At 74.0% G+C, this 18933-nt stretch carries 21 protein-coding genes and 1 tRNA gene; 11 read left to right on the top strand and 11 right to left on the bottom strand.

Translation table 11 applies throughout. From position 1 onward, the window contains the following. Window positions 1–114 precede the first annotated feature (114 nt). Window positions 115–903, top strand: a complete 789-nt coding sequence (locus tag ACVJO7_RS12480) for a hypothetical protein (protein ID WP_491673008.1) — start codon at window positions 115–117, stop codon at window positions 901–903. 9 nt (window positions 904–912) lie between these two features. Here ACVJO7_RS12480 and ACVJO7_RS12475 read toward each other — a convergent pair whose 3' ends face one another. Further along, a complete protein-coding gene (locus tag ACVJO7_RS12475) occupies window positions 913–1908 on the bottom strand; it encodes an alpha/beta fold hydrolase (RefSeq protein WP_491673007.1) in 996 nt (331 codons plus the stop codon). 121 nt (window positions 1909–2029) lie between these two features. Between ACVJO7_RS12475 and ACVJO7_RS12470 the strand changes: the two genes are divergently transcribed. Then, the gene (locus ACVJO7_RS12470; protein ID WP_491673006.1) at window positions 2030–2500 is read left to right on the top strand and encodes an NUDIX hydrolase; all 471 of its coding nucleotides are present in this window, start codon (window positions 2030–2032) and stop codon (window positions 2498–2500) included. A gap of 23 nt (window positions 2501–2523) precedes the next feature. Here ACVJO7_RS12470 and ACVJO7_RS12465 read toward each other — a convergent pair whose 3' ends face one another. After that, window positions 2524–3276: a methyltransferase domain-containing protein gene (locus ACVJO7_RS12465; protein WP_491673005.1), complete on the bottom strand. Its 753-nt coding sequence runs from the start codon at window positions 3274–3276 to the stop codon at window positions 2524–2526. A gap of 10 nt (window positions 3277–3286) precedes the next feature. Beyond that, a complete protein-coding gene (locus tag ACVJO7_RS12460; protein WP_344027551.1) occupies window positions 3287–3499 on the bottom strand; it encodes a helix-turn-helix domain-containing protein in 213 nt (70 codons plus the stop codon). Between the two features lie 214 nt (window positions 3500–3713). Between ACVJO7_RS12460 and ACVJO7_RS12455 the strand changes: the two genes are divergently transcribed. The 4 genes from ACVJO7_RS12455 to ACVJO7_RS12440 all read left to right on the top strand — a co-directional run bounded on the left by ACVJO7_RS12455 (window position 3714) and on the right by ACVJO7_RS12440 (window position 6862). Then, complete coding sequence (locus tag ACVJO7_RS12455) at window positions 3714–4373, top strand: transglutaminase-like domain-containing protein (protein WP_491673004.1); 660 nt, start codon at window positions 3714–3716, stop codon at window positions 4371–4373. 87 nt (window positions 4374–4460) lie between these two features. Next, window positions 4461–5534, top strand: coding sequence for an MBL fold metallo-hydrolase (locus ACVJO7_RS12450; RefSeq protein WP_491673003.1), 1074 nt, complete (start codon window positions 4461–4463; stop codon window positions 5532–5534). 244 nt (window positions 5535–5778) lie between these two features. Beyond that, window positions 5779–6270 carry a DUF3145 domain-containing protein gene (locus ACVJO7_RS12445; protein ID WP_491673002.1) on the top strand — a complete coding sequence of 164 codons (492 nt, stop codon included), beginning with the start codon at window positions 5779–5781 and terminating at the stop codon, window positions 6268–6270. A gap of 46 nt (window positions 6271–6316) precedes the next feature. Continuing rightward, entirely contained in the window at window positions 6317–6862 is a 546-nt protein-coding gene (locus ACVJO7_RS12440; RefSeq protein WP_344027557.1) for a hypothetical protein, read from the top strand. Window positions 6863–6929: 67 nt separating this feature from the next. On the opposite strand, the gene ACVJO7_RS12435 is transcribed toward ACVJO7_RS12440, so the two are convergent. The 5 genes from ACVJO7_RS12435 to ACVJO7_RS12415 form a co-directional block, all read right to left on the bottom strand. Beyond that, a complete protein-coding gene (locus ACVJO7_RS12435) occupies window positions 6930–8177 on the bottom strand; it encodes a beta-ketoacyl-[acyl-carrier-protein] synthase family protein (protein ID WP_491673001.1) in 1248 nt (415 codons plus the stop codon). 46 nt (window positions 8178–8223) lie between these two features. After that, window positions 8224–8466, bottom strand: coding sequence for an acyl carrier protein (locus ACVJO7_RS12430; protein WP_010231572.1), 243 nt, complete (start codon window positions 8464–8466; stop codon window positions 8224–8226). 68 nt (window positions 8467–8534) lie between these two features. After that, window positions 8535–9524, bottom strand: a complete 990-nt coding sequence (locus ACVJO7_RS12425; protein ID WP_491673000.1) for a beta-ketoacyl-ACP synthase III — start codon at window positions 9522–9524, stop codon at window positions 8535–8537. Then, on the bottom strand, window positions 9521–10444 hold the full coding sequence (locus tag ACVJO7_RS12420; RefSeq protein WP_344027570.1) for an ACP S-malonyltransferase: 924 nt from the start codon (window positions 10442–10444) through the stop codon (window positions 9521–9523). Before ACVJO7_RS12420 ends, ACVJO7_RS12425 begins: the two co-directional genes overlap by 4 nt. 142 nt (window positions 10445–10586) lie before the next feature. Then, entirely contained in the window at window positions 10587–11873 is a 1287-nt protein-coding gene (locus ACVJO7_RS12415; protein ID WP_491672999.1) for a PucR family transcriptional regulator, read from the bottom strand. A 9-nt stretch (window positions 11874–11882) separates the two neighbouring features. Between ACVJO7_RS12415 and ACVJO7_RS12410 the strand changes: the two genes are divergently transcribed. Further along, window positions 11883–12662: a pirin family protein gene (locus tag ACVJO7_RS12410; protein ID WP_491672998.1), complete on the top strand. Its 780-nt coding sequence runs from the start codon at window positions 11883–11885 to the stop codon at window positions 12660–12662. 179 nt (window positions 12663–12841) lie between these two features. Here the strand turns inward: ACVJO7_RS12410 and ACVJO7_RS12405 are convergent, their stop codons facing one another. Together ACVJO7_RS12405 and aceE are read right to left on the bottom strand one after the other, a co-directional pair. Next, the gene (locus ACVJO7_RS12405) at window positions 12842–13045 is read right to left on the bottom strand and encodes a cold-shock protein (protein WP_085915279.1); all 204 of its coding nucleotides are present in this window, start codon (window positions 13043–13045) and stop codon (window positions 12842–12844) included. 232 nt (window positions 13046–13277) lie between these two features. Further along, the gene (gene aceE, locus ACVJO7_RS12400) at window positions 13278–16070 is read right to left on the bottom strand and encodes a pyruvate dehydrogenase (acetyl-transferring), homodimeric type (RefSeq protein WP_491672997.1); all 2793 of its coding nucleotides are present in this window, start codon (window positions 16068–16070) and stop codon (window positions 13278–13280) included. A 418-nt stretch (window positions 16071–16488) separates the two neighbouring features. Here aceE and ACVJO7_RS12395 point away from each other — a divergent pair, with 418 nt between their 5' ends. Then, window positions 16489–16920: a DUF3052 domain-containing protein gene (locus tag ACVJO7_RS12395; RefSeq protein WP_344027656.1), complete on the top strand. Its 432-nt coding sequence runs from the start codon at window positions 16489–16491 to the stop codon at window positions 16918–16920. Window positions 16921–16923: 3 nt separating this feature from the next. Here the strand turns inward: ACVJO7_RS12395 and ACVJO7_RS12390 are convergent, their stop codons facing one another. After that, window positions 16924–17247 (bottom strand): hypothetical protein, encoded by a 324-nt coding sequence (locus tag ACVJO7_RS12390; protein WP_491672996.1) that lies wholly within the window; start codon window positions 17245–17247, stop codon window positions 16924–16926. A 150-nt stretch (window positions 17248–17397) separates the two neighbouring features. Here ACVJO7_RS12390 and ACVJO7_RS12385 point away from each other — a divergent pair, with 150 nt between their 5' ends. The 3 genes from ACVJO7_RS12385 to ACVJO7_RS12375 all read left to right on the top strand — a co-directional run bounded on the left by ACVJO7_RS12385 (window position 17398) and on the right by ACVJO7_RS12375 (window position 18906). Continuing rightward, entirely contained in the window at window positions 17398–17859 is a 462-nt protein-coding gene (locus tag ACVJO7_RS12385; RefSeq protein ID WP_491672995.1) for a redoxin domain-containing protein, read from the top strand. Between the two features lie 15 nt (window positions 17860–17874). Continuing rightward, window positions 17875–17946: transfer RNA gene (locus ACVJO7_RS12380), tRNA-Val, on the top strand. A gap of 90 nt (window positions 17947–18036) precedes the next feature. Further along, window positions 18037–18906, top strand: coding sequence for a hypothetical protein (locus tag ACVJO7_RS12375; protein ID WP_491672994.1), 870 nt, complete (start codon window positions 18037–18039; stop codon window positions 18904–18906). The last annotated feature ends 27 nt before the right edge of the window (window positions 18907–18933 follow it).

Raw genomic sequence — 18933 nt, 5'->3', positions numbered from 1 at the left:
GTGCCGTGAGCCCGGTGCCGTGAGCCCGGTGCCGGTGAGCCCGGTCGCCGGTGAACCCGGTGCCGGCAAGCCCGGTCGCCGGAACGGACGTGAGCGAGTGAGGAGGGGGTGGCCGTGCCCGACCTGACCGACCGGACGGTGGAGATCGCCGAGCGACTGCGGACCGACCCGAGGATCCTCGCCCTGGTCCTCGGCGCCCCCTGGCGCCGCGCGACCGGCGGCGGCCCGGCCGATGGTGGGGCTGGCGGCGGCCCGGCCGATGGTGGGACCGGAGTACCCGTCCCCGATCCGGGCCGTGGCCCCGCCGCCCCCGGAACCGACGCCGGCGGCGACTCCCGTCCGGCCGCCGGTCCGGCACAGGGCACCGGTCCGGGTCCCGGGGCCGGTCCGGGAACGGACGGCCGCGGCCGGATGTACGTCGGCGTCCCGTCCCCGTCCGAGCTGGGGGAGCTGGGCCTCCCGGCGGAGGGCCTGCGGCACTTCGGGCTCAGCCCCGCCGAGCTGCGCGCCGGCGGCTGGACCGACACCGACCTGCGCACCGCGGGCCTGACCCCGCCCGGGGCCGGGCCGGAGCCCGTCGAGTGGTTCCTGGCGGGGGAGCCCGCGCAGCTGATGCTCGGCATCGCGCCGCACGGACCGCCGCTGCTCGCCCGTCCCGAACCGGGACCGCCCACCGGTGCGCTCGAGCCGGCCGACGTGCAGGAGATCGCGGCGATCGAGGACTGCGCCGACCCGGAGAGCGAGGCGATGCTGCTGGTCCGCGAGATCCGGGACGGGCTGGTCCGCCGGGCCCGCCGCCGGCTCGCGCACTGCGTGGTCTGCCTGCGCCAGGTGCACCGCACCGACCCGACGACCGGCGTCTGCCCGGACTGTGCCGCGCAGTGGCTCGGCGTGCTCGGGTGAGCGCGCCGGTCAGGTCGCCGAGACCGGCCCCGGCCGGGTCCCGGTCGCGGCGGGCGGGCAGCGCAGCAGCTGGCGCCACTGCTCGGCACTCCAGCGGGCCGGTTCGGTCGAGGAGAGGAACTCCTCCAGCAGGCCGACGAAGCGGGCCGGATCGGAGTGGAACGGGAAGTGCCCGGTGTCGCCGAAGATCTCCAACCGGCTCCCCGGCATCGCCCGGTGCGCGGTGTAGGCGTGCTCGACGGGTACCACCGCGTCCCGCTCGCCCCACACGAGCAGCGTCGGCATCCCGCGGGTGAGGTAGCAGCGGTCGAGCATCGTCACGACCTGGCCGCGCCAGTCGACGACGGCGCGCAGGGTCCGGATGAACGCCGCCCGGGCGGTGGCGTCGGGCAGCGCGTCGATCACCCGGATCAGGTCGTCGGCGTCGCGGCCGAGATCGGTGCCGAGCAGCCGCAGCGCGTCGATCACCAGGCCGGCCTGCCAGCGCAGCGGCGGCAGCTGCAGCGCGGCGAGCAGGGCCTGCGCGCCGGGCATGCTCACCGCGCGCAGCAGCGGCGTCACGTCCGGACCGGCCCCGCCGGTGCCGACGAGCACGAGCCGTTCGGTCCGCTCCGGGAACTGGTAGGCGAACTGCATGGCGACGCCGCCACCCAGCGAGTGCCCGACCAGGGTGGCCCGCTGCACGCCCAGCACGCCGAGCAGGTCGCGGATGCCGTTGGCGTAGGCGGCCACCGAGTAGTCGGCCCGCGGCTTCTCCGAGTTGCCGTGCCCGAGCAGGTCGGGCGCGATCACCAGGTGCTTGCGCGCGAGCGCGGGCAGCACGGCCTCCCAGGTCGCGGAGCTGTCACCGATGCCGTGCACCAGCACCACCGCCGGGCCGGACCCGGCGACCCGGAACGCCCGCCGGTAGCCGTGCACGGTCCGGAACCGCAGTTCCGAGCCCCGCGGCGGCACGACGCCCAGCCGGTCGTCGACCCGGACCCGCCGGGAGGTGTGGACCGCCATCCGGCGACGGTAGTGCCGCCGCGTTACCCCGGTGTTGCACCGACGGATCGCGCACCGGGTGTGCACCGGGAACACCGCACCGGGCGACCGTCCGCGCCCCGGCACGGCCTAGGGTCGGGTGGTGACCGATCGTTACCAGGTGGTCCCCGCGTCCTACGTGCTGCTGCTGCGCGGCACCGGCGAGCGCACCGAGGTGCTGCTGCAGCTGCGCGCGAACACCGGCTACATGGACGGCCACTGGGCGGCCGCCGCGGCCGGGCACGTCGAGCAGGGGGAGGACCCGCCGGCCGCCGCTGTCCGCGAGGCCCGCGAGGAGCTCGGCCTGACGATCGCCCGGGACGATCTGGTCCCGCTGACCGCGGTCCACCGCACCCACGGCAACGGCAGGCCGATCGACGAGCGGGTCGACTTCTTCTTCACCTGCCGCCGCTGGACGGGCGAACCGCGGGGGGCCGAGGCCGGCAAGACGGCCGGGCTGGACTGGTTCCTGCTGACCGCGCTCCCGGCGGCGACGGTGCCGCACGAGCGGGCCGTCCTGGAGGCGCTGCGCGACGGCGGCCCGGCCGCGATCCGCAGCCACGGCTTCGGCTGACGCACCCCGGCCCGGTGCCCGGTTCACCGCCTGGTCGCGCCGAGGAACCACCGGTCCACCGAGAACGGCTCGTCCCCGCAGGCCGCGACGCCGGACACCCAGGCGTCCACCTCGGCCCGGTTCAGCCCGCACCGGCCGGGCGCCGCGGCGGCCACCATCTCGCGCAGCGCGAGCCCGTAGCCGTGTGACGCGGGTCCGCGCATCGGCGCCCGCTCGGACCACTCGCCGGTGAACCCGGCGGCGCGCAGCATCGGCCCCAGCTCGTGCGGCAACCGCGGCCGCGGCACCGTGGTGCACCACGCGTCCCGGATCCGGCGGTGCCGGTCCTGCCCGGGGCCGGGCCAGTGCAGCGACGTCCAGTCGGTGTCGAGCACGAGCAGCCGCCCGCCCGGGCGCAGCACCCGGTGCAGCTCGGCCGGGGCCGGACCGGGATCGGGCAGGAACTCCAGCACCTGCAGGCAGGCGACGGCGTCGAACGGTCCGTCCGGCAGCGAGCCGGGCCCGCCGAGCGCCCGCTGCTCGACGACCGCACGGGTGCGGCAGCGGCGCCGGGCCAGGGTGACCATCACCGGATCCGGGTCGATCCCGTGCACACCGGGCCCGACCGCGTCGGCCAGCTCGGCGAGGAGCTGCCCGGGGCCGCTCCCGATCACCAGCACCCGCTCGCCGGGCCGCGCGGCCAGCAGCGCGAGCGTCCGGGCGCGCTCGGCGCCCGCCTCCGCCGTGTCGTAGGTACCGGCCACCCGCCGTGCGCTCGCGGCGTCGGTCGGCACCATCGGGCCCGCCTCAGCTCCCCGTGTAGCGGGCGGACTCGATCAACGACTCGACCGACTCCGGTGGCACCCGGAACGAGCGGCCGAACCGGACCGCCGGCAGCTCCCCCGAGTGCACCAGCCGGTACACCGTCATCCGCGACACCCGCATCCGCTCGGCCACCTCGGCCACGGTGAGGAACGGCGCATCCTGCCCGGACCGTTGCTCCGGGATCCCTGCCCCCATCGTTGCGCCCCTCCCCGGATCGGGCACCGCACAGGGCCCCGACCATCGTGATCACCGAACGCAGGGACGGTAGCGCGGATTCCGGCTTCCTCCGGGTGCGAGCATGTCCCACCCTCGGGTGTACTCGGCGAGCGATATCGGCGCTGTGTCACCAAAGGTGCACGTATGGTGATCCTCGGGCGTGCGAGACGGGGTCACGTCGAAGGAGGGCGACATGTCCGTACCGACCGGGTCCGACCTGGAGCCAGGCTGGTTCACCGACTCCGACGCGCCCGCCGTGCGCGCGTTCGCCGAGCGGGTCACGGTGGGCCGCGGCGATCCCGTCGAGCGGGCGGTGGAGCTGTTCGACGCCGTCCGCGACGGCATCTGGTACGACCCGTTCGGGGTGGTCACCGATCCCGCCGACTACCGGGCGAGCCGGGTCGCCGAGCGGACGGCGGCCTGGTGCGTGCCGAAGGCGGTACTGCTCACCGCCGCCGCCCGCGCGGCCGGGATCCCGGCCCGGCTCGGGTTCGCCGATGTCCGCAACCATCTCAACACCCCGCGACTGCGGGCCCGGATGGGCGGCGCCGACCTGTTCGCCTGGCACGGCTACAGCGCGCTGTGGCTGGACGGCCGGTGGGTCAAGGCGACGCCCGCGTTCAACGCCGAGCTGTGCGCCCGGTTCGGCGTCGAGCCGATCGCGTTCGACGGGACGGCGGACGCGCTGATGCACGAGTTCGACGGCTCCGGTGCGCGCTACATGAGCTACGAGCACGACCGCGGCACCTTCCACGATCTCCCGCTGGACGACGTGCTCGCCACCTTCCGGGAGCTCTACGGCGGGTCGATGTTCGCGACGCCGTCGACCGGCCGGGACGCCTTCACCCGGTAGCCCGCCGGACCCGGCGGCCCGGCGGCCCGGCGAGCCCGGCGAGCCCGGCGAGCCCGATAGCACTGCACACGATCTATCGTGCTGTGGGTGAGCCTCCCGACCGTGACCGACGACGATCCGAGCGGCGACTGGACGGCGGCGGGGGTGTTCCGCAGCGCCCCGGGCGTCTACCGGATCCCGCTGCCGCTGCCCAACGACGGCCTGCGGGCGGTGAACGTCTACGCGGTCGCCGACGCCGGCGGCTGGACCATGGTCGACTCCGGATGGGCCATCGACGAGGCCCGGGACCTGCTGGAGAAGTCGCTCGCCGCGCTCGGCTCCGGACTGGGCGACGTCCGCCGGTTCCTCATCACCCACGCCCATCGCGACCACTACACGCTGGCGTCGGTGCTGCGCCGCGAGTACGGCACCCGGGTGCTGCTCGGTGCCGGGGAGAAGCCGAACCTGGACGTCGTCGCCGATCCGGCCCGCCCGGCCCGGGAACCCGACCGGACCCGGCTGCTGCGCTGCGGCGCGGCGGCGCTGGTCGAGGAGATCGGCCGCAGCGGCCCGTGGCCGCGGCCGGAGCCGGAGGAGTGGCAGGCGCCGGACGAGTGGATCGCCGACCGGGCGGTGATCACGCTCGGGGAGCAGGCGGACGTCCGGTCGCTCACCGCCGTCGAGACCCCCGGGCACACCCGCGGCCACCTGGTGTTCGCCGACGACGCGCACGAGCTGCTGTTCGCCGGTGACCACGTGCTGCCCCGGATCACCCCGTCGATCGGGCTGCAGCCGGCGCCGGTGGCGAGCCCGCTCGGCCAGTTCCTGGACTCGCTGCGGCTTGTCCGGGCCCGGCCGGACGCTGATCTGCTGCCCGCGCACGGGCCGGTCGGCGGCCGGGTGCACGCCCGCGTCGAGGAGCTGCTGGCGCACCACGACGTCCGGCTCGCGCAGTGCCGGGACGCGGTCGCCGCCGGCAACCCGACCGCCTGGGAGGTGGCCCGGGTGCTGCGCTGGACCCGCCGCGAGCACCGGTTCGACGAGATGAACCTGTTCAACCGGATGCTGGCCGTGCTGGAGACGGTGGCGCACCTCGACGTGCTCGCCGATCTGGGCGAGCTCACCCGGACCGAGACCGACGACCCGGGGACCGGCACGCCGCTCGCCACCTACACCGCCTGATCCGCGCGGCGGGCCGCGACACGCCGGTGGTCGTTCACTCGGTGGACGTGTCGGGGTGGCCGCCGGAGCCGGAATACGGCACAGTGACACCACCGGATTCCCCACCCGCAACGGAGGTCTCCCCGAGCCCCACGCAGCACACGAACCAGCACACGACACCAGCGCACGGTCGCCGCGCCACACACCGCAGAGTCCCGAGGACGTAGGGGAAGACGATCCTCGTCGACGACAGCGGAGGTTGGCAGTGAGCACACGCGGAGTGGTGTTCGTCCACTCGTCGCCGACTGCGGTCTGTCCGCACGTCGAGTGGGCGCTCTCGGGCGTTCTCGGAACGCGGGTCTCCCTCGAGTGGTCCGCGCAGCCGGTCGCGTCCGGGCAGATGCGGGCCGAGTGCTCGTGGAGCGGTCCCGCCGGGAGCGGGTCCGCGCTCGCGAGCGCGTTGCGGGCCTGGTCGATGCTGCGGTTCGAGGTGACCGAGGAACCGAGCCCGGGCATGGACGGCGAGCGGTTCATGCACGTGCCGGGCCTGGGCATGTGGCACGGGCGCACCAGCGCGAACGGCGACGTCGTGCTGCCCGAGGACCAGCTCCGGGCGGTGATGGCGGAGAACGGGGGCCCGGGCCTGTCCCGGCGGCTGGACCAGCTGCTCGGCACGGCCTGGGACGACGAGCTCGAGTCCTTCCGCTTCGCCGGCGACGGCGCCGCGGTCACCTGGCTGAACCACCGGGTCGGCTGACCGCACCCGGCCCCGGCACACTGTCCGATGTGTGCAGGAGGCAGGGATGAGCGCCCGGGCGGCGGCGGTCGCCGCCGGGATGGTGGTCGCGCTGGTCGCGATCGGTGGGACGGCGTGGACCGCGGCCGGTGCCGCGCCGCGCGGCGTCGCCCCCGGGGCGGCTCCGCCACGCCTCCCGCAGGACGGCGCCGGCGACGGGACCGTGACGATCAGCGCCGGCGCGGCGGGCCATCCGGCGGCCCGGCTGGTGCTCGAACGGGTCCAGCTCTACTTCGACGCGGTCAACGGCCGCGATCACGAGACGTGGGCGCGGGTGGTCAGCCCGGAACGCGCCGAGCAGCAGCCGCGCGAGGTGTGGCTGGACGGCGTCGGCTCAACGATCGACGGCACCATCCGGGTGGACCGGATCGATCCGGCGCCGGGCGGCGGGGTGGTCGCGCTGGTGCGCTTCGTCAGCGTCCAGGACCCGTCCGACGGGCCGCCGGGGCTGCAGGTCGGCCGGATCTGCTGGCAGGCCGCGTACCCGATGGCCGGGTCGCCGCCGCGGATGCTGGTCGGTGACGCGGGCGGCGTGCTCGGCGCCCCCTGCTGAGCGCGCCCGCAACGACGACGGCGGCGGTCCCGGGGTCCGGGACCGCCGCCGTGGACGTGACCGCGGGTCAGACCTTCGTGAACAGCAGCGAGGCGTTGTGCCCGCCGAACCCGAACGAGTTGTTCAGGGCCGCGTCGACGGTGACCTTCCGGGGCTCCCCGGCGACCACGTCGAGCTCGACCTTCGGGTCCTTGTCCTCGAGGTTCAGGGTGGCCGGGATGACGTCGTCGCGCACCGACAGCAGCGCGACGATCCCCTCCACCGCACCGGCCCCGCCGACCAGGTGCCCGAGCGCCGACTTGGGCGCGGTGAGCACCGGGTGGTCGCCGAGCGCCTTGCGCACGGCCACCGACTCGCCGACGTCGCCGACCACCGTGGAGGTGGCGTGGCAGTTGACGTGGGTGACGTCGGAGACCTCCAGCCCGGCGCTCGCGACGGCCTTCCGCATGGCGCGGACCTGGCCCTCGCCCTCCGGGTCGGGACCGGTGATGTGGTAGGCGTCCGAGGTCATCCCGATCCCGGCGAGCCTGCCGTGCACGGTCGCCCCGCGGGCCCGCGCGAACTCCTCCCGCTCGAGCACCAGCACGCCGGCGCCCTCGCCGAGGACGAACCCGTCGCGCCCGGTGTCGAACGGCCGGGAGGCACGCTCCGGGTCGTCGTTGCGGGTGGACAGGGTCCTGGCCTGCACGAACCCGGCCACGGTGATCGGCACGATGCAGGACTCGGCGCCGCCGGCCAGCACCACGTCGACCTCGCCGGCCTGCAGCAGCCGGTAGGCCCAGGCGAGCGCCTCGGCGCCGGTCGCGCACGCCGACGCGGGGGAGTGCACCCCGCCCTTGGCCTTGTACTCCAGGCTGACCATCGCGGCCGGCCCGTTGGGCATCAGCATCGGCACCGTCAGCGGCGAGACCTTGCGCAGGCCGTGCTCCTCGAGCAGGTCGTCCTGCGCGAGCAGGGTCGGCGCCCCGCCGATGCCGGCCCCGATCACGACGGCGAGCCGCTCGGCCTCGACGGACGCGCCGTCCTCGCCGGGGACCGCGCCGAGACCGGAGTGCGCCCAGGCCTCCTTGGCGGCGACCATCGCGACCTGCTCGCACCGGTCCATCCGGCGGGCCTGCACCCGCGGGATGACCTCGGTGGGCTCGACCGCGAGCTGAGCCGCGATCTGCACCGGGAGGTCGAAGCGTTCGGTCCACTCCGCCTCGACGGTGCTCACGCCGGACTTCCCGGCGAGCAGTGCCTCCCAGGTGGAGGCGGCGTCCCCGCCGAGCGGGGTGGTGGCCCCGAAACCGGTGACGACCACTCCGTCGGTCATGACGTCTCCTTTTCCCCGACGAGACGACAGCGCTCGCCGGTTCGGCTCACTGGTGCTTGGCGATGAAGTCGACGGCGTCGCCGACGGTCTTCAGCTCGGCCAGCTGGTCGTCCGGGATCTTCGCGCCGAACTTGTCCTCGGCCTGCACGGCGATCTCCACCATGGACAGCGAGTCGATGTCCAGGTCGTCGACGAACGACTTCTCGGGGGTCACCTCGGCGGTGTCGATGCCGGCGACCTCCTCGACGATCTCGGCAAGCCCGGACAGGATCTCAGCGTTGTCAGCCACGTTCGGTTCTCCTCCGATGGGTGGGGGTCGGTCGTACGGGGTGGTGCGGTGTGCCAGGGCCGACCGTCTCACGGACAGACGACGACCTGTCCGGCGTAGGACAGTCCTGCGCCGAAGCCTACGAGCAGCAGTACGTCGCCGGACCGTACCCGGCCGGCACTGCGCATGTGGTCCAGCGCCAGCGGGATGGACGCGGACGAGGTGTTGCCGGAGTGCACGATGTCGTCGGCGACGACGAGATCGTCCCGGGCGCCCTTGGAGCGCAGCTTGCGGGCGATCGCCTCGACGATCCGCAGGTTGGCCTGGTGCGGGATCAGCACGTCGATGTCGGCGGGGGCCAGCCCGGCCCGCTCGATCGCGTCCAGCGCGACCGGCGCCACCGCGGTGGTGGCCCAGCGGAACACCGCCTGGCCCTCCTGGTGCAGCTTGTTCGTCGACTCGCCGAGGATCCGGATCGCCGACGCCTGCTCCCCGGAGCTGCCCCAGGCGACCGGCCCGATCCCGACGCCGTCCTGCGCGGTCGCCGGTCCGACCAGCGCGGCACCCGCGCCGTCGGCGAAGATGATGCTGGTCGAGCGGTCGTCCCAGTCCATCCAGTCGGAGAGCTTCTCTGCGCCGATCACCAGCACGTTCGGCACGCTGCCGCCGCGGACCATGTCCGCGGCGACACCGAGCGCGTAGGAGAAGCCGGCGCAGGCCGCGTTCAGGTCGAACGCGGGGACCCCGTTCGCGCCGAGCCGGGTGGCGACCTGGGCGGCGGCGTTCGGGATCGGGTTGGGCATCGTGCAGGTGGCGACGATCACCGCGCCCGGCCCGGCCGCGTCGAGCCCGGCGTCCTTGAGCGCGGCCAGCCCGGCGTCGACGGCCAGGTCCGGCAGCGAGGTCGCGTCGTCGGCGATCCGGCGTTCGGCGATGCCGACCCGCGAGCGGATCCAGGCGTCGTCGGTCTCGACCCGGCGGGCCAGGTCGTCGTTGGTGACGACGTGTTCGGGCTGGGCGCTGCCCAGGCCCAGTACGCGCGCCCCGACGGTCGGCTCGGCCAGGCGGATCCGGGTCACTTCCGGTGCTCCTCGATGAGTTGTGCGGCGGCGTCGAGCTGCTCGGGCGTCTTCAGGGCGAGCGTCGGGGTGCCCTTGACCGCCCGCTTGACCAACCCGGTCAGCGTCGCGCCCGGGGGCAGCTCGAGGGTCGCGCCGACCGACCGCTCGGCCAGGGTCTGCATGCAGGAGTCCCAGCGGACCGGGCGGGTCACCTGGGCGACCAGCCGTTCGAGGGCCTCGGTGCCGGAGCCGACGACACCGCCGTCGGCGTTGGACAGCAGGGTCAGTCCGGGATCGGCGACCGTCACCGACGACGCGTGCTCGGCCAGCGCGGCCCGGGCGGGCTCCATGTGCGCGGTGTGGAAGGCCCCGGCGACCGGGAGCTCCTTGACCCGGGCGCCCTCCGGCGGCCCGGCGACCAGCTCGGTGACCGCCTCCTTCGCACCGGCCGCGACGATCTGGCCCGCGCCGTTGCGGTTGGCCGGGTCCAGGCCGAGCTCGGCGAGCCGGGCCAGCACCACGTCCGGGTCGCCGCCGAGCACGGCGGCCATCGAGGTCGGGGCGACCGCGCAGGCGGCCGCCATCTCCCGGCCACGCACCCCGGCCAGTGCGACCGCGGCGTCGTCGTCGAGCACCCCGGCGATCGCCGCGGCGGTGAGCTCGCCGATCGAGTGGCCCGCGACGACCGTGTCCGCGGGCAGCTCCACCGTCTCGCGCAGCCGGCGGGCCGCCAGCAGGCCGAGGCTGACGATCAGCGGCTGGGTGACCGCGGTGTCGGTGATCTCCGCCGCGTCCGCGGTGGTGCCCAGCCGGACGAGATCGAGACCGACCGCGTCGGACCAGCCGGCGACGAGCTTCTCGGCGGCGGGGTCCGCCAGCCACGGAGCGAGCATGCCGGGGGTCTGGGCCCCCTGGCCGGGCGCGAGCAGGGCGATCACCGGGACATCACACACCTCACGGGGTCGGCGGCGGGATATCGGTTACGACGAACTTCGGCCCACCGTAGTTGGAGGAATCCTCCAATACGGGAGTGTGACCGAGCCCTCGTTACCCTCCCGCACGGGTATCTGTTTGTAGGGTTCACGACATCACCTCGGCTGTTGCGCCCGAGCCGATCCCGGTCGGCCGGGCGTCGTCGAGCGGGGTCAGCGGTTCGGCGCCGGACCCGCTCTCCCGGACTCCGCCGGTGCGGTCCGCCACGAGCGCGGTGCGCAGCACGAACGCCTGGCGCGGATCGGTCGGGGACAGGCCGACCAGCTCGGCGATCCGGCGCAGCCGGTAGCGCACGGTGTTCGGGTGCACGTAGAGCGCCCGCGCGCAGCCCTCCAGGCTCGCGCCGCCCTCCAGGTACGCGGCGAGCGTGCGCAGCAGCTCGCCGCCCGCGTCGTGCAGCGGGGCGAGGACCTCCTCGGCGAGCCGCCGCCGGGCCGTCGGGTCGCCGCACAGCGCGCGCTCGGGGAGCAGGTCGCGGGTCGCGACCGGCCGCGGCGCGTCCGGGTAGCCGGGCGCGGCGGCCAGCCCGGCGATCGCCTCGGCGACCGACGCGCCGGCCCCGGCGAGATCGGCGCTCGGCTCGCCCGCGACGACCGGCCCCGGTCCGAAGCGGGCGGCGATCTCGCCGAGCACCGGCGCGGTCGTGCCGGCCGCGACCCGGCCGGTGGGATGCAGCAGCACGACCAGCCTGCGGCCCTGGACGCCGACGAGGACGTCGTGGTGCAGCCGCGCGGCGAGCTTGCGCAGCTCCACGATCAGCTGCGGGGACTCCGATCCGCTGCCGGGCACCCGGCCGACCAGGCAGTGCACCGGCGCCGCCGGGTTCCAGCCGAGGGCGGCGGCCCGGGAGACGAGCGCGCCGTCGTCGTCGCCGCGCAGCACCGCGTCGACGACCAGCGCCTCCAGCCGGGCGTCCCAGGCGCCGCGGGACTCGGCGGCGCCGGCGTAGACGGTCGCCGCGGCGAACGCGATCTCCCGGCCGAAGCGCAGCACCGCCTCGGTCAGCTCGTGCTGCTCGGTGGCGTCCCCGGCGAGCGGGGGCAGGTGCTCCTCGAACACGTCGGCGGCGATCCGCACCAGCTCCACGGTCTGCCGCAGGCTGATCCGCCGGGCCAGGTCGCGCGGCGCGATCCGGAACGCCTCGGCGGTGAGCGGGGTGGTGCGGTCCGGCTCGCGCAGCCAGGACACGAAGTTCGCGACGCCGGTCTGGGTGACCAGCGCGACCCCGGCCCGCTGGTCGGCGGGCAGCTCGGCGAACCAGGGACGGGTGCGCTCCATCTCGGCCAGACAGGCCGCCGCGAGCGGCGCCGAGGCCAGTTCCAGGCGGCGCAACGTCGCGCTCGCGATCGGAGGGTGGCGCACGTCGGGCAGCATGACACGACGATGAGCACCGCAGAGCACGGCCCGCGCGTCACCCTGCACCGCGCGGGCGGACGATTCCGCACCCGGACCGGCTGGCTGGACTCCCGGCACAGCTTCTCCGCCGGTGCGCACTACGACCCGTCGAACACCCACTTCGGGCTGCTCCTGCTGCACAACGAGGACCGGGTGCTGCCCGAGCGGGGCTACGACGAGCACCCGCACCGGGACACCGAGATCCTCACCTGGGTGCTGGAGGGGGAGCTGGAGCACCGGGACACCGGCAGCGGCCGCACCGAGCGGGTCGCGCCCGGGCAGGTGCAGCGGCTCGGCGCCGGCGCCGGGGTGCGGCACTCCGAGCACGCGACCCCGCAGGCCGGTGTCCGGTTCGTGCAGATGTGGGTGGTGCCGGACGGGCCGGGCGGGGCGCCGGAGTACGAGGTGCGGGACGCGCCTGCGACCGGGGAGCCGGTGGTGCTGGCGTCCGGGCTGGAACGGCACCGCGGCAGCTCGCTGCTGGCGCTGCGGCAGCGGCGGGCGGCGCTCACCGTGGTGCGGCTGCGGCCGGGGGCCGGCACGCCGCTGCCCGCGGCGCCCTACCTGCACGCCTTCGTCGCGCGCGGCAGTGCCGACCTGGAGGCGGCGACGTCCGCGACCGGCGCCGGCCCGCTGGAGACCGGCGATGCGGCCAGGATCGTCGACGACGGCGGCGGCCGGCGGATCACCGCCGGGCCGGACGGGGCCGAGATCCTGGTGTGGGAGATGCACGGAGCGCTCGGGCCGGGGCCCAGCCTGGACGGCTGAGCAGACCGCGACGCCCGGGGCATCTGCGACATCGGGCGGATCCGGGCGCCGCGCACCGGCTCCGCCCCGGCACCCTGCCGGGTGCGGGGCAGCGAATGTCGCGGTCCGGCTGGCGTGCTCCGGACCGGATGTGCGGAGGTCGGCCGCCGGTTACCGGCGGTCCGCTCCGGGGGCGCCGCTCAGAGCGGCGTGACCGCGCTGGCCTGCGGTCCCTTCTGGCCCTGCTCGATGTCGAACGCGACGCGCTGGCCCTCGTCGAGCGTCTTGTAGCCGTTCGTCTGGATCGCCGAGTAGTGCACGAACACGTCCGCGCCACCACCGTCGGGAGCGAGGAAGCCGTAGCCCTTCTCGCTGTTGAACCACTTGACGGTGCCCTCTGCCATTCCTGCTCCCTCGTTCATCGGCCCGGGACACCTCGTCCCGTTGCCGCCGGCCAGCGACGCACACGGTCCACGCCCTGGTCAGGACGGTGCTGCCGGGCGACGAGTGATCACCACACGCACCGTCGGGCGGAGCTTATCGTGATCTGCGCCGCCCGGGGAGGGGCGAAAAGCCGACGGCGGCCCGCCGCACCCCGGGCCGGGGTGCGACGGGCCGCCGCTGCGGCGCCGTGGTTCAGGCGGCGCCGGAGTCGCTGGTCTGCGGGCCGGCCGCCCGCGGGTCGTCGATCTTGTAGCCGGCCGCGGCCTCGGCCGCGGTCTCCCGCTTGATCTGGCCCTGACCGGCCAGCGCCGAGAGGGCGCCGACCACGATGGACTCGGCGTCGACGGCGAAGTGCCTGCGCACCGCGGGCCGGGTGTCGGACAGGCCGAACCCGTCGGTGCCCAGCGACAGGAACGGCGCCGGGGACCACTGCCGGATCTGGTCGGGCACGGACCGCATCCAGTCCGACACCGCGACGACGGGCGCGTCGGCGTGGTCGCCCTCGCCCAGCTTCGTTGTCACGTAGGGCACCACCGGGTCGTCCCCGGGGGCGAGCAGGTTGCGGCGCTCGGCGTCGACGCCGTCGCGGCGCAGCTCACCCCAGGAGGTGACCGACCAGACCTCGGCGCGGACGTCCCACTCGTCGGCCAGCATCTGCTGCGCGGTGACCGCCCACGGCACCGAGACGCCGGAGGCGAGCAGCCGCACCACGGGCCCGCTGCCCTCGGGGGCGGCGGCGTAGCGGTACATGCCGCGCAGCACGCCCTCGGTGTCCAGGTCGGCGGGCTGGGCCGGCTGGACGTAGGGCTCGTTGTATACCGTCAGGTAGTAGATGACGTTCTCCGGGTCCTCGCCGACCATCCGGCGCAGGCCGTCCTGCACGATGTGCGCGACCTCGAACGAGAACGCCGGATCGTAGGCGACCACGGCCGGGTTGGTGGCGGCCAGCAGCAGCGAGTGGCCGTCGTTGTGCTGCAGGCCCTCCCCGGTCAGCGTGGTGCGCCCGGCGGTGGCACCGACCAGGAAGCCGCGGGCCATCTGGTCGGCGGCGGCCCAGATCGAGTCGCCGGTCCGCTGGAAGCCGAACATCGAGTAGAAGATGTAGACCGGGATCATCGGCTCGCCGTGCGTGGCGTACGAGGTGCCCGCCGCGGTGAAGGACCCGACCGAGCCCGCCTCGTTGATGCCCTCGTGCAGGATCTGGCCCTGCTCGGACTCCTTGTAGGCCAGCATCAGCTCGGCGTCGACCGAGGTGTAGTTCTGCCCGTGCGGGTTGTAGATCTTCTGGGTCGGGAACATCGAGTCCATACCGAAGGTACGGGCCTCGTCCGGGATGATCGGGACGAAGCGGTCGCCGATCTCCTTGTCCTTGATCAGCTCGCGGAGCAGCCGGACGAACGCCATCGTGGTGGCGACCTCCTGCTTGCCGGAGCCCTTCTTGATGAAGTCGTAGACCTTGTCGCCGGGCAGCACCAGCGGCTTCGACGTGGTGCGCCGGGAGGGCAGCGGCCCGCCCAGCTGGCGGCGCCGCTCCTTGAGGTACTGGATGGCCGGGTCGTCGTCGCCGGGGTGGTAGTACGGCGGCAGGTACGGGTCGGCCTCGAGCTGGGCGTCGCTGATCGGGATGCGCTGCTCGTCGCGGAACTGCTTGAGGTCGTCGAGCGTCAGCTTCTTCATCTGGTGGGTGGCGTTGCGGCCGGCGAAGTGCGTGCCCAGGCCGTACCCCTTGATCGTCTTCGCCAGGATGACGGTCGGCTGGCCGTGGTGCGCGGTCGCCGCGGCGTAGGCGGCGTGCACCTTGCGGTAGTCGTGGCCGCCCCGCTTGAGCTTCCAGATCTCGGCGTCCGACATCGGCTCGACCAGCGACTTGGTGCGCGGGTCGCGGCCGAAGAAGTGGTCGCGGACGTATGCGCCGTCGTTGGCCTTGTAGGTCTGGTAGTCGCCGTCCGGCGTGGTGTTCATCAGGTTGATCAGCGCGCCGTCGCGGTCGGCGTGCAGCAGCGAGTCCCACTCGCGGCCCCAGATGACCTTGATGACGTTCCAGCCGGCGCCCCGGAAGAACGCCTCCAGCTCCTGGATGATCTTGCCGTTGCCGCGGACCGGGCCGTCGAGGCGCTGCAGGTTGCAGTTCACCACGAACGTCAGGTTGTCGAGGCCCTCGTTCGCCGCGACGTGGATCATGCCGCGGGACTCCGGCTCGTCCATCTCGCCGTCGCCGAGGAAGGCCCAGACGTGCTGGTCGCGGGTGTCGGAGAAGCCGCGGTCGCCCAGGTACCGGTTGAACCGGGCCTGCATGATCGCGTTCATCGGGCCGATACCCATCGAGACGGTGGGGAACTCCCAGAAGTCCGGCATCAGCCGCGGGTGCGGATAGGACGGCAGCCCGCCGCCCGGGCCGGCGTGGCTGAGCTCCTGGCGGAACCCGTCGAGCCGGTCCTCGGACAGCCTGCCCTCGAGGAACGCGCGGGCGTAGATGCCGGGGGAGGCGTGCCCCTGGATGTAGATCTGGTCACCCCCGCCGGGGTGGTCCTTGCCGCGGAAGAAGTGGTTGAACCCGACCTCGTAGAGCGTCGCCGACGAGGCGTAGGACGAGATGTGCCCGCCGACTCCGATGCCGGGCCGCTGCGCGCGGTGCACGGTCATCGCGGCGTTCCAGCGCAGCCAGCGCCGGTAGGTCCGCTCGACGTCCTCGTCACCCGGGAACCAGGGCTCCTGGTCGGTCGGGATCGTGTTGACGTAGTCGGTGGTGGTCAGCGACGGGACACCGACGTGCTTCTCGCGCGCACGCTGCAGCATCGTCAGCATCAGGTAACGGGCGCGCTGCTGCCCGGCGTTGTCCAGGACCGCGTCGAAGGACTCCAGCCACTCGGCCGTCTCCTCCGGGTCGATGTCCGGCAGGTGGGCCGCCAGCCCGCCCCGGATCACGTTGACGCGGCGTGGCTCCTCGCCGTCGGTGCTGCCCGCCCTGCTGCTCTGCGCGGTCAAGGGTTCTCCCTGCCTGATCAGTCGGTGGCCGGGGTCCGCCCGGCCCTGTATTCCTCACGTCCGCCCACCGCACCGGTTCCCGGGTCGACGGGGCGGCTAGGTGCGGTGCTGCCGGCCGGCGCGACGGGCGTGTCCACCGTCCATCGTGCCTGTTCCGGCGCGGGCCCGAAACTCAGCTCCCCGGTGACGGGGACGCGTTGCGGGACGTCCGGGCGAGGATAGGTACTACTCCGACGTAACTGAACGGACGGTGAGGTGACGTGCGCGGCACCGTGCTCTCGGTTCCCAACCGGTGACGGCCGGTTGCGCAGGGTCCCGCCCGCGTGTTCGGATGCCGCATCCGATTTCGTGTCAACGGTGGCGCCTGCGCGCGGAACCGAGAACGATGGACTGCGTGAGCAGCGTGAAAGGGGACCGAGTGGTGACCGCGGCAGATGCCGGTGCGTCCGACATCGCGGGGAGGCTCGGCATCGAGCCGGGCCAGATCGTCCAGGAGCTGGGATACGACACCGACGTCGACGAGCAGGTCAGAGAGGCCGTCGAGGCAGTCATCGGTGAGGAACTGCTGGACGAGGACGCCCAGGAGGTCATCGACGTCGTCCTCCTGTGGTTCCGCGACGGGGACGGCGATCTGGTCGACACACTGGTCGACGCCCGCACCCCGCTGGCCGACGACGGGGTGGTCTGGGTGCTGACGCCCAAGACCGGTCGCGACGGCCACCTCCAACCGTCCGAGATCGCGGAGGCGGCCCCCACGGCGGGGCTGTCGCAGACGAGCAACGCCACACTCGGCGAGGACTGGGTGGGGTCGAAGCTGGTCCCGCCGAAGCAGGGCAAGGGGAAACGCTAGGGCTCAGCGGCGCTCCCGCACGATCCGCACCGCCTCGGCCCGGTCCGCCGCGCCGAGGCGGGTGAGCACCGTGCTCACATAGCGGGCGACGGTCTTGCCGGAGAGGCCGAGCCGGGCGTGATCGCCGCGTTCATGAGGCCCCGGCCGAGCAGCTCGGCGACCGCGCGCGTCCCCCGGCACCAGGATCGCGGTGCCGGCGGCCGGCCCGGCGAACGCGGCCGGCTCGACGGCGCCGATCCACTGCACGGCGAGCTTACCGGCGGCGACGTCCGGGTTCTCCTCGGCGAGCAGGGTGAACACCAGCAGCGGCATCAGGGCGTAGGACAACCCGTCGAGCAGCGCGCCGACGCCCGCGGTGCGGAGCAGCCGGGGCGGTCGACGGTCGGGTGGGGCAGACCGGTCATCGTCATGGCCGGGAGCGTCGTCACCGGACGTCCCGGGAGACCAGTGATCGGACGTCGGAGATACGGTGCCGGGATGGCCCCGGAGATCGGCGGGACGGCGCCCGCGTTCACCCTGCCCGACGCGCAGCGGCAGCCCGTGTCGCTCGGCTCGGTGCTCGCCGGCGGCCGCAGCGCGCTGGTTGTGTTCTACCCGTTCGCGTTCTCCTGGATCTGCGGCGGGGAGCTGCAGGCCGTGCAGGACTCGGTGGATGAGTTCCAGAACGAGCGGGTGCAGATCCTTGCCGTCTCCTGCGACCCGACCTTCGCGCTCGCTGCCTGGGCGGTCTCGGCGGGATTCACCTTCCCGCTGCTGTCCGACTTCTGGCCGCACGGGTCCGTCGCGGACTCGTACGGGGTGTTCAACGCGGACAAGGGGATGGCCCTGCGCGGGACGTTCCTGGTGCGTCCGGACGGGCGGGTGTCGTTCGCGGAGGTGAACCAGCCGGGGGAGCCGCGGGACCCGGACGGGTGGCGTCGGGTGCTCGGGGCCATGTGAAACTGTGTCCGTCCCGGGCGCGTAGCTCAGCGGGAGAGCACTCGGTTTACACCCGAGCGGTCGCAGGTTCGAACCCTGCCGCGCCCACGCATCTGACCAGGGGTTTCATCCCTGGCAAGATCACTCACCAGCTCACGTGACACGTTTCGTGACACGAAGGGCTCGTATCCTCGGCCCATGACACGGGCGAAGGCCGGTCGCCGGAGGCAGCGCGGGACGATCGACAGACTGCCGAGCGGTGCGCTGCGCGTCCGCGTGTACGGCGGGCAGGACCCGGTGTCGGGGAAGCGGAACACCCTCGTCGAGGTGATCGAGCCCGGTCCGCGCCAGGAGGCCCGCGCCGAGGCTGCGCGGACACGGCTCCTCAACGCCGTCGACGAGCAGCGCAGCCCCCGCACGAGCGCGACGCCGGATCAGCTGCTCGACCGGTACCTGGAGACCCTGGACGTCGGCGCGACAACGCACCGGGCCTACACCCGGTACCTGGAGCTGCTCGTCCGTCCGTTCCTGGGGCGGACGAAGGCCGGCGCCGTCGGGGCGGAGGCCCTGGACTCGCTCTACGCCGAGCTGCGCCGCTGTCGCGACCACTGTTCCGGATCGGCGAAGCGCGTCGACCACCGGACGCCGCGCGAGCACGAGTGCGACGTCCGGTGCCGTCCGCACCGCTGTCGCCCGCTCGCGCCGGCGACGATCCGGCACATCCACTTCGTGCTGAACGGCGCGTACTCGCGCGGGGTGCGGTGGCGCTGGGTGTCGGTCAACCCGGTCGAGTTCGTCTCGCCGCCCGCGAAGCCGCCGCCGGACCCGCAGCCGCCGTCCGCGGCGGAGGCCGCGCGGCTGCTGAACGAGGCGTGGCGGGACCTGGACTGGGGTGCGCTGGTCTGGCTGTTCATGACCACCGGCGCCCGCCGGGGCGAGCTGTGCGCGCTCCGCTGGTCGAACGTCGACCTGGAGTCGGGAACGCTGGGACTGTCAACTTTCCGGCTCTGGCACAGATGCGGTGGTGTCACGGCGCGTCACGTTCGGGTGGCGTGCTCGGTACTGTGATCATCTCGCTGGTGCAGTCTTGATCTT

It is taken from the genome of Pseudonocardia sp. DxW (assembly GCF_058448985.1).
This window is presented reverse-complemented; position numbering and strand designations above follow the sequence as displayed.